The 11622-nt window shown below is 72.4% G+C and carries 12 protein-coding genes; 8 read left to right on the top strand and 4 right to left on the bottom strand.

The window, feature by feature from the left end; all coding sequences use genetic code 11:
- Nucleotides 1–140, bottom strand: a 140-nt coding sequence (gene tatA, locus ACOJUF_RS14145) for a Sec-independent protein translocase subunit TatA (RefSeq protein ID WP_420122472.1), incomplete at its 3' end; no start/stop codon positions are given.
- Nucleotides 141–236: 96 nt separating this feature from the next.
- Complete coding sequence (locus ACOJUF_RS14140; protein WP_420122471.1) at nt 237–1286, bottom strand: intradiol ring-cleavage dioxygenase; 1050 nt, start codon at nt 1284–1286, stop codon at nt 237–239.
- Nucleotides 1287–1579: 293 nt separating this feature from the next.
- On the opposite strand from ACOJUF_RS14140, the gene ACOJUF_RS14135 reads away from it, so the two are divergent.
- On the top strand, nt 1580–1780 hold the full coding sequence (locus ACOJUF_RS14135) for a hypothetical protein (protein ID WP_420122470.1): 201 nt from the start codon (nt 1580–1582) through the stop codon (nt 1778–1780).
- Nucleotides 1781–1837: 57 nt separating this feature from the next.
- Here ACOJUF_RS14135 and ACOJUF_RS14130 read toward each other — a convergent pair whose 3' ends face one another.
- On the bottom strand, nt 1838–2461 hold the full coding sequence (locus ACOJUF_RS14130) for a TetR/AcrR family transcriptional regulator (protein ID WP_420122469.1): 624 nt from the start codon (nt 2459–2461) through the stop codon (nt 1838–1840).
- Between the two features lie 154 nt (nt 2462–2615).
- Here ACOJUF_RS14130 and ACOJUF_RS14125 point away from each other — a divergent pair, with 154 nt between their 5' ends.
- From ACOJUF_RS14125 to ACOJUF_RS14110, 4 genes are all read left to right on the top strand, one after another.
- Nucleotides 2616–3407 (top strand): SDR family NAD(P)-dependent oxidoreductase, encoded by a 792-nt coding sequence (locus ACOJUF_RS14125; protein WP_420122468.1) that lies wholly within the window; start codon nt 2616–2618, stop codon nt 3405–3407.
- Between the two features lie 45 nt (nt 3408–3452).
- A complete protein-coding gene (locus ACOJUF_RS14120; RefSeq protein ID WP_420122467.1) occupies nt 3453–5000 on the top strand; it encodes an acyl-CoA synthetase in 1548 nt (515 codons plus the stop codon).
- Between the two features lie 55 nt (nt 5001–5055).
- The gene (locus tag ACOJUF_RS14115) at nt 5056–5724 is read left to right on the top strand and encodes a 4'-phosphopantetheinyl transferase family protein (protein ID WP_420122466.1); all 669 of its coding nucleotides are present in this window, start codon (nt 5056–5058) and stop codon (nt 5722–5724) included.
- 359 nt (nt 5725–6083) lie between these two features.
- On the top strand, nt 6084–7469 hold the full coding sequence (locus tag ACOJUF_RS14110) for a DUF222 domain-containing protein (protein WP_420122465.1): 1386 nt from the start codon (nt 6084–6086) through the stop codon (nt 7467–7469).
- Here the strand turns inward: ACOJUF_RS14110 and ACOJUF_RS14105 are convergent.
- Nucleotides 7429–8193 (bottom strand): hypothetical protein, encoded by a 765-nt coding sequence (locus tag ACOJUF_RS14105; protein WP_420122464.1) that lies wholly within the window; start codon nt 8191–8193, stop codon nt 7429–7431. The two genes, ACOJUF_RS14110 and ACOJUF_RS14105, sit on opposite strands and share 41 nt — an antisense overlap.
- Nucleotides 8194–8417: 224 nt before the next feature.
- Between ACOJUF_RS14105 and ppk2 the strand changes: the two genes are divergently transcribed.
- From ppk2 to ACOJUF_RS14090, 3 genes are all read left to right on the top strand, one after another.
- Nucleotides 8418–9317, top strand: coding sequence for a polyphosphate kinase 2 (ppk2, locus tag ACOJUF_RS14100; RefSeq protein WP_420122463.1), 900 nt, complete (start codon nt 8418–8420; stop codon nt 9315–9317).
- An 8-nt stretch (nt 9318–9325) separates the two neighbouring features.
- Nucleotides 9326–10858: a mycofactocin system GMC family oxidoreductase MftG gene (gene mftG / locus ACOJUF_RS14095; protein ID WP_420122462.1), complete on the top strand. Its 1533-nt coding sequence runs from the start codon at nt 9326–9328 to the stop codon at nt 10856–10858.
- A gap of 80 nt (nt 10859–10938) precedes the next feature.
- Nucleotides 10939–11622 (top strand): IspD/TarI family cytidylyltransferase (locus ACOJUF_RS14090; protein ID WP_420122461.1); only part of this gene is annotated, 684 nt, incomplete at its 3' end.

Here is an 11622-nt window from a genome sequence, read left to right as displayed (position 1 = left end):
TCCATCGCGGCCACCTCGGACTTGAGGATCCGCAGCGAGCGACCGACGCCGCGCGCGGCGTCCGGGAGCTTCTTGGCGCCGAACAGCAGGATGAAGGCACCGCCGATGACCAGCCAGTGCCACCAGGACAATCCGCCCATGGTCGACCTCCAAAGGATTTCTTGATCGGGTTGGTGTGATGTGCCGGACCAGGCCGGCGGCGCAATACGTTGCAGTGGAAGACGTGCCGGGCCGGCTCAGCCGGTCGTCGGTCGGGTGTTCCCGCTGGGCGGCGCACCCATGCCGCCGGACGGCGGGGTGCCACCCCCACCGGCGCCGCCACCCGGACCGCCGCCGGCCATGCCCGCGCTCTGCTCGGTCGTCGGGTCGATGCCGACGGTCAGTTCGACGAGGAACCCGGAGGTCACATCACCGGTCACCGTCGCGATCTGGCCGACCCCGTCGGTGTCGCCGAAGACGTTGTCCTCGGCGATGCTGGTGAACTGGCCGAAGGTGGTGATCGAGGACTCGTAGCCGGCCGTCGCGTAGACCGTGGTGCAGACGTCCGCGGGGAACGCCAGCTGCGAGGTCGAGACGCTCAGATCGTGATCGCTGATGCTGGCCTCGTCCGGGTAGACCTCGAAGTGCACGTGCGGCCAGCGGCCCTGATAGCAGGCCGGGAAGATGCTGGTGAACTCGACGACGCCGTTGGCGTCGGCGATCTGCACGCCGCGCAGATAGTTCTCGTTCTCGATCCCGCTGGAGTACATCGAGTAGTTGCCGTCCCGGTCGCAGTGCCACACGTAGACGGCCGCACCCGCGTAGGGCACCTGCTGGCCGCCCTGGATGTCATAGACGTTGAGCCGCAGCGTCATCGGCACGCCCTCGGCGGTGGTGGTGGACGTGCCGAAGCTGGAACGGATGTCGCTGCGGACGATGCCGCTCTGCTCGAGGACGTCGGGCCCGTTGGTGCCGTCGCCGGGGTACGGACCGTTGGTCTCGTCCGGAATCTCGGTCAAGGTGCCGGCGGCCGCCGACCCGGCGGCGGACGCCGCCGACGACGATGCCGAGGACGCCGCGGACGAGGACCCCGCGGACCCGGCGGTCGACGACGTGCCGCCGGCGGACGTGGAGGTGACACCGCAGGCGGCCAGGCCGATGGTCGCCGCGCCCAGGCCGAACGCCTTGAGCATCCGGCGGCGGGTCAGCAGGGTGCCGACGTCGAACGACAGTCCCTGGTCCACCAGTTCCTCGTCCGGACGGGCGAGCACGCGGCCCTCATAGGTCGGGCGGCTCTGGGCAGGCATGGACACTCCTCGGGGTAGGTGATCGATCGAGCCGGGCCGGCAGTGCTGACCGGCTCGTACGGCCCACTCTGGTCGGCCGACCCATCCGCAGGCTGTTCCCCCACTGTGCGAATCCTGTGCGCGGAACCGGGCCCTGTCACCGGCTCGACCGGCGGATCGGCCGGTGCGACACTGGGCATCGTGACGTCGGTTCGCCCCGGCCCGCGCAACCGCCTCGAGACCAGGGAGTGACCGGCGGCCGCGACGCCGGCCGGTCCGGCCCACCCCGGTACCTCAGGAAGGAGGTGAGGCGGATGACCGCACCCTCCATGCGGGACGGCGACCTGATCGACGTCACCGTCACCCACGCGCTGCCCTTCGGCGTGCTCGTCGCATCGTCGTCGGGCGTGCCCGGACTGGTCCGAGGGATCACCGCCGCGCTCGGACAGACCGTGCGCGTGCGCGTGGTCCGCTACGACGCGGAACGGCACCGCTTCCAGGCCAGCACGGTGTAGCGATCCCCGGGGGTGTCCGGATCCGTCCGGGCACCCCCGGTTGCCCTCGACGCCCGATCAGTCCGGCGCCACCAACGTGCCGAGCAGCCAGCGGGCCCCGGTCCGCAACTGCCCCGCCGCGCGGACGTCGCCGCCGGCCTGCCGGACCAGGCAGTTCTCGAACAGCCCGTCGAGGGTGGCGTAGGCGACGAACCTCTCGACCCGCGGACGCGACCCGGACAGGGCGGCGTACCGCTCGACCACCCGCCAGATCATCGCTTCGAGCTGGGCGTCCAGTTCGATGACCGTCGGGCGCAGCGACGCCTCGAAGGTCGATTGCGACCGCAGGTCGTACCAGAGGCGGTGCATCGCGAGGTCCTGCTCCAGGGTCGTCGCCAGCGCGTCGGCGAAGTCGGCCGCCAGGTCCGCCGCGGTGCCGGCGCGGGCGATCACCTCGTCGTAGCGGGTGACACAGGTGGCCTTGTAGCGGCGGACGCAGAACGTGAGGAGCTCGGTCTTGTCGTGGAAGTAGTAGTGCAGCAGGCCGTGCGAGAAGGCGGTCTTCTGGGCGATCTCGCGCAGGCTGGTGCGGGCGTAGCCGAGCTCGCCGAGGGTGGCCAGCGCGGCGTCGGCCAGCTCCGCGCGGCGGGCGTCGAACCGGTCGGTCCCGGGACGGTCGACGCGGCTGGTCGGCGCGGCCATCGTGCCCACCGTCGCCTCCCGGGTCGCCCGTGACGCGCCGGTCGCGTCGTCTTGACAAGTGTCCAGAGAAGCCTTGACAACTGTCAAGACGCTGCCGGAACCTGGCTGCACCGCCGGCGCGGCGGCCGGGACATGAAGGCAAAGGAGCCTGCAGATGACCTCGATCGACCTCACCGGACGCACTGCCATCGTGACGGGCGGGGCCCAGGGTCTCGGTGAGGGCATGGCCGGCGCCCTGGCCGCGGCCGGGGCGACCGTGGTCATCGCGGACATCAACGCCGACGGCGAGCGGACGGCCAAGTCGCTCGGCGAGGGGCACGGTTTCGTCCGGCTTGACGTCACCGACGACGGCAACTGGGCCGCCGCCATCGACTCGGTCGTCGCCGATTTCGGCGGCCTGGACATCCTGGTCAACAATGCCGGGGTCGAGATCTCCGGACTGGTCACCGATCTGGAGATCGCCGATATCCAGAAGATGCTCGACGTGAACGTGCTGGGCACCGCCCTGGGCCTCAAGCACGGCCTGCGGGCGATGCGACCGGGCGGCGCGGCCGGCCGTGGTGGCAGCATCGTGAACGTCTCGTCCGTGGCGGCGACGATCGCCTTCCCCGGCATCTCGGTGTATTCGGCGACCAAGTCGGCCGTCGACCGGCTGACCCGGGTCGCCGCGATGGAGTCGGGCAAGCTCGGGTACGGCGTGCGGGTCAACTGCGTCTACCCCGGCCTGGTCCCGACCGCGATGGGTATCGGGCTGGCCAACGACATGGCCACCCTGGGCCTGTTCCCGTCGGCCGAGGCCGCCGTCGGCGCCGTCGTCGAGCTGACGCCGGCCGGCCGGCTCGGCGAGATCGGCGACATGGCCGACGCCGTGGTCTTTCTCGCCTCCGACGCGGCGCGCTTCATCACCGGCGCGGGCCTGCCGGTCGACGGCGGCATGGGCATGTGACCGTCCTCCGGCAGGAGGGTCGACCCGGAGGCGAGGAGTGAGACCGTGCGGCTCGTCGACTATCTGGACAAGGGTGCCTCGCTGGATCCGGACCGGCCCTGCCTGACCACGGACGGGATGAGCCGGAGCTACCGCGACGTGCAGGACCTGTCGCACCGGGTGGCCGCGGCCCTGGTCGCCATCGGGGTGGCGCCCGGAGACACGATCGCGATCCTGTCGGCCAACGATCCGGTCGCCTTCAGCTGCGTGTTCGGGATCAGCCGGGCGGGTGCCGTCTGGTGCCCGATCAACCCGCGCAACGAGGCAGCCGAGAATCGCGAACTTCTCGACCTCTTCGACTGCACCGTGCTGGTCTACCAGTCCTCGTTCGCATCGCTGGTCGACCGGATTCGGCCCGACCTGCCCGGCATCCGGACCTGGGTGTGCCTGGACCCGGACGGCCCGCTGCCCGCGGGCACCCTCGGCTGGCCGGACTTCCTGGCCGGCGGGGCCGCGGCCGGGGTCGTCGATCGTCCGGCGGTCGACGACGGGGCCATGATCGTCGGCACGGGCGGCACGACGGGCCGCCCCAAGGGCGTGATGCTGACCGGCACCAACCTGGAGGCGATGACCGCCATCACCCTGATGAGCTACCCCTTCCCGGAACGGCCGGTCTACCTCGCCCTGGCGCCGCTGACCCACGCCGCCGGCGTGCTCTGCTTCCCGATCATGTGCCTGGGCGGCGAGATCGTGATCATGCGCCGGCCCGACGTCGGCACATTCGTCGCGCTGATCGAGCGGCACCGGGTCACCCACACGTTCCTGCCGCCGACACTGATCTACATGGTGCTGGCGGATCCGTCGCTGGATGCGACGAACCTGACGTCCCTGCAGTGCTTCTGGTACGGCGCAGCACCCATGTCGGCGACCCGGCTGGCGGAGGCACTGACCCGGATCGGCCCGGTGATGGCGCAGCTGTTCGGCCAGACCGAGGCGCCGATGATGATCTCGACGATGGCGCCGGCCGACCATTTCCACGCCGACGGCTCCGTCGCGACCGGACGGCTGACGTCGGCCGGCCGGCCGTCTCCCCTGGTCCTCGTGGGGATCATGGACGCGGACGGCACCCTGCTGCCCCGCCGGGAGCGCGGCGAGATCGTGGTCCGCGGCTCGCTGGTCACCCCCGGGTACTACCGCAACCCGGCCGCGACGGCCGAGGCGTCCCGGTACGGCTGGCACCACACCGGCGACATCGGCTACCTGGACGACGACGGGTTCCTGTTCATCGTCGACCGGGCCAAGGACATGGTCATCACCGGCGGCTTCAACGTGTATTCCACCGAGGTGGAGCAGGCGATCATGCAGCACCCCGGTGTGCAGGACTGCGCCGTCGTCGGGCTGCCGGACGAGAAATGGGGTGAGCGGGTCGTGGCCGTCCTGCAGGCCGCACCCGGCGCCGCGCTCGACCCGGCCGAGGTCATCGCGTCCGTCAAGGGCCGGATCGGCAGCGTCAAGGCGCCCAAGGAGGTGCACGTCTGGCCCGACCTGCCCCGCTCCAAGGTCGGCAAGATCCTCAAGACCGACATCAAACGCTCGCTCGCCGCTCCCGGCTGAGTGCCGATCCGGCCGGCCGGTCCGGTTCAGCACGGGCGGTGCCTACGCTGGGCCGATGTCGGCCCTCGCGACGTTGCTCCCACCGGCGGTCGCGGTGGCCCAGTGCCGGGGGGACGAGCCGCCCGGCGGCGATGTCGGCCTCTACCCCGGCGAGCAAGCGGCGGTGGCCACTGCGGTGCCGGCCCGGCGCCGCGAGTTCACGGTGGCCCGCGCCTGCGCCCGGCAGGCTCTGCGCCGGCTCGGCGCGCCGGCCGGTGCCATCCCCCCAGGGCGGGCGGGTGAGCCGCTCTGGCCCGCCGGGGTGGTCGGCAGCATCACGCACTGCCCCGGCTTCGCGGCGGCCGCGGTCGCCCCGCGTTCGCAGCTGCGCACCCTGGGCATCGACGCCGAACCACACGAACCGCTGCCCGACGAGGTGCTCGCGCTCACCGCGTCGGCAGCCGAGATCGCCCATCTCGACACGCTTGTCGCCGCCGATCGGCGGGTGCACTGGGGCCGGCTGCTGTTCTGCACCAAGGAGGCGCTCTACAAGGCGTGGTACCCGGTGCAGCAGCAGTGGCTCGGGTTCGAGGACGCGGACGTGCGCCTGTCCCCCGACGGGTCATTCCGGGTGCGGCTGCTCCTGCCCCCGGCCGCGACCGGCCCGTTCGCCCGCTGCGACGGGCGGTGGGCATTGGACGGCGACCTGCTGATCGCCGCCGTCTCGCTCCCCGCCGCCGAGTGATGCCGCCGCAGCCGGCGCAGCCTTACCCGCGCGGATCAACAACGCCGGCGCGGACGAAATCGTTCACCCGCGCCCCCCGCGTCACATTCGGCGCGATTTGATCCGCGCAGGTGTCCCCAGGTTCGACCACAACCCCGGTCCGTGGCCGACGGGTGCGCTCGACCGGCCCAGCCGGGCCAGGAGCTCTCCCTGGGCGGCGGAGTCCGGGCCGGCCGGGGAGAACGGCCGGCCCACCCTTAGTGGCGCTGCCCAGCGGTTCGCGGGTGAGTTCCGGACCTTGGTCTGATGTTCGATTTCGTTGCCTCCAGGTGCACGGATACTCATTGCGCACGAGCGGTTCAGGCGGTAGAATCGAACGCATGTCGAGCACCTCGGACGCCGTCGCGTTCCGGACGATGCTGGCCGCGCTCCACACCACCGGCACCGACGCCGACCTCATCGACGAGATCACCGCGCTGGAACAGCTCACAACAGCGATCAGCGCCCGGCAGGCCCGCCTCACCGACGCCTTCGCCACCCGCCACCGCGCCCGGCTCATCGAGAACGGCATGAGCACCGCCGACGCCCGCCGCTCCGTCTGCGCCCAGATCGCCCTCGCCCGCCGGGACAGCCCGCACAAAGGCAACCGGCACGTCGGCCTGGCCCACACCCTGGTCCACGAACTGCCGCAGATCCTGCAGGTGATGGAACGCGGCGAGGGCAGCGAATGGCGGGCCACCCTCATTGCCCGGGAAACCGCCCACCTCAGCCCCGACGACCGCGCCCAGATCGACGCCGCCATCGCCCCCCACCTGCCCGGGTGGAGCGACCGGCACACCGCGCAGCAGGCCCGCGGCTGGGCCCACCGACTCGACCCGGACGGTGCCGCCGACCGCGCCCGCAAGGCCGTCACCGATCGGCGCGTCACGATCCGACCCGCCCCCGACTGCATGACCTACCTGACCGCGCTGCTCCCCCTGACAGAAGGCGTCAGCGTCTACGGGGCCCTGCACCGCGCCGCGATGACCGCCAACAGCACCGCCGACGACCACCGCAGCAAAGACCAGGTCATGGCCGACGAACTCATCCGCCGCACCCTCACCCCGGGCGACGGCGACCCCGAACGGCCCGCCATCGAACTGCACCTGATCATGACCGACCGCGCCCTGGCCGACGACGACCCCGAACCCGCCCACCTCCTGGGCTACGGACCCGTCCCCGCCCCCATCGCCCGCGACCTGATCACCACCGACCAGCACACCCAGATCTGGATCCGGCGGCTGTTCACCGACCCCAACACCGGGGACCTACTCACCACCGACGCCCGCCGCCGCGACTTCCCACCCGCCGCCCGCATCTTCCTCGCCGCGCGCGATCAGATCTGCCGAACCCCCTGGTGTGGCGCGCCGATCCGCCAAGCCGACCACGCCGTCGCATTCAGCAAGGGCGGACCCACCACCCTGCCCAACGGCAACGGCCGCTGCACCGCCTGCAACCTGGTCAAGGACCTCGAGGGCTGGACCACCCACCTCACCGACCACACCACCGACACCGGAGCCGGCATCACCACCACCACCCCGACCGGCCACACCCACCACAGTCGGCCACCCCGCCCACCGACATCCCCACCCTGGCCGCCACCCCGAGAACAACCGGGACCACGGCACCGAGCACCGGCCCGACCACCCCGACCCCGGATCGAGATCCATTGGGTCGACGAGACGTTCAGCCGGCCGGTATCCCGGAGCAGTCCGCCGGATCGGTGATCCACCCCTGCTCGCAGCCGTGGACAACAACGATCTGGCCCACCGTGGGCTCCTGCCCCGTCGGGAGTCCGAGCAGGGCGCCGACCCGAGCCGTCTCGGCCGAGCGGGCGCCGGCCTCCAGGGCCTGCAGCGCCACGAAATCCTGCCGTGACGCGTCGAACTCCGCCAGGTTGGCCGCGCACTCGGCGCGCAGCTGCTCGTCCGAGAGCGGGTCCTGGCCGGCGTTCTCCCGGTGCTGCTCGATGTCCGGGCTGCACACCGGGCCGGACCACCAACCCTCGCTCTTCGCGGTGGCGAGCTGGGCGTCGGCCGCGGCGACCGCGGCCTGCAGGGTCGGCCAGTCCGGCACCGCGTTGCTTCCCCCGTCCGGCGCGGGCGACGACCCGGACTCGGACGTCGAGAGGGACCCGCTCGCGGGGGTCGACGACGACACCGACCCGACCGACGACGACGCGGCCGACGACGACGCGGCCGACGACGGTGCCGACGACGACGACGCGGACGACCGGGCTGACGACACCGCCGACGATCCGGTCGAGGATCCTGCCGACGCCGACCCGGTCGCACCCACCGCGTCGCCGGTGCCGGCGGTGGCACACCCGGCCAGCAACAGAACGGAGCCGGCGAACGCCGCCAGGCCGCCCGCGCGGCCGGGCGTCAGCCGGGCGCCGGCGAGCCGGGCGCGCGCCGGCCGGGTGCGTACGAGCCTGGTGCGCCTGAGCATCGAACCCCTTCCCGGGTCGGCCACTCGGCCGGCCCGCGGCCAGGCTAACCCGGGCCCGCCGGACGGCGACCCCGAGCGGCCTCGCGCGACTCCGCCGTCACCCGACCGGGCCGCGAACCCGCCGGATGAACGGTGCGCGAACGGGCGATGACCCGGATGCGGCCAACGACCCGCACCGGACCCCACGTTCGGTCATCGGTGTCGCCAGGGTCGATACTGGACGGGTGCTGATCCGGGAGAATTTCCGCGAGTACCTCGACCACCTGCTCAACGACGGGTATTCCGTCAAGCACGACGAGCACGGCTCGGACCCCGATCTCATCGACCCGGGTGGGAACCCGATCGTCACCTGGCGGGAGGAGTACCCGTACTCCGAGCGGCTCGCGCGCGAGGTGTACGAGGAGGAGAAGTACAAGCTGCAGATCGAGCTGCTGAAGTTCCAGTACTGGACCCAGGACGTCGGCGGCAAGCACGTGATCCTGTTCGAAGGCCGGGACGCCGCCGGCAAGGGCGGCACCATCAAGCGCTTCATGGAGCACCTCAACCCGCGGGCCGCCCGGGTCGTCGCGCTGACCAAGCCGACGGAGACCGAACTCGGTCAGTGGTACTTCCACCGCTACATCACGCACCTGCCCACGGCCGGTGAGATCGTGCTGTTCGACCGGTCCTGGTACAACCGGGCCGGCGTCGAGCGCGTCATGGGCTTCACCTCCGACGAGAACTACCAGATCTTCCTCCGCCAGGCGCCCAAGTTCGAGGAAATGCTGATCGAGAGCGGGTTCTCGCTCACCAAGCTGTGGTTCTCGGTGACCCAGGCCGAGCAGCGCACGCGGTTCGCCATCCGCCAGATCGACCCGGTCCGCCGCTGGAAGCTCTCCCCCATGGACATCGAATCGCTCGACCGGTGGGAGGCCTACACGGCCGCCAAGGAAGCGATGGTGCTGGCCACCGACACCGACGAGGCGCCGTGGACCTCGATCAAGAGCAATGACAAGAAGCGCGCCCGGATCAACGCGATGCGCTTCTTCCTCAACCAGTTCGACTACGAGGACAAGGACACCTCGGTCGTCTACCCGGCCGACCCGAAGATCGTCAAGCGGGCCCGGGACCAGATCGAGGACTGACCGCCGGGGTGGACTTCTACGACGTCGTCGTCGTCGGCGCGGGGGCCGGCGGTTCGGTGGTGGCCGCCCGGCTCACCGAGGATCCGGGGCGGTCGGTGCTGGTGCTGGAGGCCGGCGAGGCGCCCCGCTTCGCGGCCGACTACCCGCCCGAGTTGCTCGACGCGGGAGTCGTGCCCGGCGCCGCGCCGTCCGCGGGGCAGCACTGGCCCTATCCCGTGCAGCTGACCGACCGCCAGGCCACCACCATCTTCCGGGGCCGGGTGCTCGGTGGCTGCTCGGCCACCAACGGCGGCTACTTCATCCGCGCGCGGACCGAGGATTTCGCCGACTGGGCGGCCGCGGGCAACCCGGTCTGGGCGTACGAGCGGGTGCTGCCGTTCCTGCGGGCGATGGAACACGACCTCGACCTCGGCGCCTCCGACCTGCACGGCGAGAACGGGCCGATCCCGGTGCAGCGCCCGCCGTCGACCGGGCCGACCGCACCACTGTTCGCGCAGGCCGCCGCGGACCTCGGGTTCGCCGCCGAGCCGGACAAGAACGCCCAGGCCGAACCGGGTTTCGGTCCGGTCCCGCGCAACGTCGCCGACGGCGTCCGGTGGAACACCGCACTGGCCTACCTCCTGCCGTCGATGCACCGGCCGGCGCTGACCGTCCGGGGCCGGGCGGTGGTCGACCGGATCCGGTTCCGGGGCGACCGGGCGGTCGGGGTGGACGTCGTGGTCGACGGGCAGCGCTCGTCGATCGGGGCCGGCGTCGTCGTGCTGGCCGCGGGCGCCCTGGAGACCCCGCACCTGTTGGCCCGGTCCGGCATCGGGCCGGCCGGCGACCTGGGCCGCTGCGGCATCCCGGTGCTGCTCGACCGGCCGGTCGGCCGGCGGTTCAGCGACCACCCGCAGATCGTCCTGGAGTGGACGCCGCGCGACGACGCCGGGCGCGGCGACGCGAGCTGGATCAGCGCCTGCCTCAACGTCCGGTCACCCGGCGGCCCGGCCTGCGGCGACGTGCAGATCCTGCCGTCGAACGTGCCGATGGCCACCCTGACCGGCCGCGCGGCCTCCCCGACACCCGCTCTGCCGGTGCTGATCTCGGCCATGAACCCCGACCCCACCGGCCGGCTGCGGCTGACCTCGGCCGACCCCGACGTGCCGATGACGGTCGAGTACGGCTACCTGTCGACCGAGGCCGGCCGGGCCGCATTGCGCCACGGCGCCCGTACGACGCTGGCCCTGGTGACCGGCCCTGCGTTCGCCGGCCGGACCGCCGCACCGCCCGACCTCGACCCGCGCACCGCCGACGACGACGGCGCGCTGGACCGCTGGATCCGGGACCGCCTGGGCACGTCGCTGCACACCTGCGGCACCGCGCCGATGGGCCCGGCCGACGATCCGGACGCCGTGGTGGACCAGGTCGGCCGGGTGCACGGGGTCGACGGGCTGCGGGTCGCGGACACCTCGATCCTGCCCGCCGTACCGCGGCGCGGTCCGGCCAACACCGCCGTGCTGATCGGGGAGGTCGTCGCCGACTCGCTGCGCCGCGAGTGAGGCGGGCCCGGGCCCTATCCTGACCAGGCTCCGCCGGCCGCCCCCGGCCGGCACCGACACCCCGACCCCCAGGGACCGCCGTGAACCAGACCGACCCCCCGCCCGTCGCGGACACCGCGGCGGTCGTGCTGGCCGCCGGCAGCGGCACCCGGCTGGGCGCCGACCTCAACAAGGTGTTCCTGCCGCTGGCCGGCCGGCCCGTGGTGGCCTGGAGCCTGCGCACGTTCGCCCGGGTGCCGGCGGTCGGGCGGCTGCTGCTGGTGATCCGGGAGCCGGACCGGGAGATCGCCGAGCGGATGCTGGCCCGGGACGTCGACCGGCCGGTGGAGATCGTCGTCGGCGGGTCGACCCGTCACGAATCGGAGATGGCGGCGCTCACCCGACTGCGCCCGGCCGTCGAGGACGGGTCGGTGTCGCTGATCCTGCTGCACGACGCGGCCCGCCCGATCGTCACCCCGGCGCTGACCGCCGCGCTGATCGCCGAGGCCGCCCGTACCGGCGCGGTGATCCCGGCCCTGGAGCGGGACGACATCCGCCCGGTCGACGACGCCGGGCATCTGCAGGTGCTCCCGGCCCGCACCGTCGTGGCGGCCCAGACCCCGCAGGTGTTCGCCGCGCGGGAACTGTGGTCGGCCTACCGGCAGGCCGACGCGGACGGCTTCGTCGGGACCGACACGATGTCCTGCTTCCAGCAGTACCACCCGGGCCGCGGATCCTGGCTACCCGGCGATCCGCGCAATCTGAAGATCACGTACGCGGACGAC

The organism is Nakamurella sp., assembly GCF_048594475.1.
Classification (GTDB): domain Bacteria; phylum Actinomycetota; class Actinomycetes; order Mycobacteriales; family Nakamurellaceae; genus Nakamurella.
The sequence above is the reverse complement of the archived record's forward strand: the minus strand, read 5'-3'. Positions and strand labels throughout refer to the sequence as shown.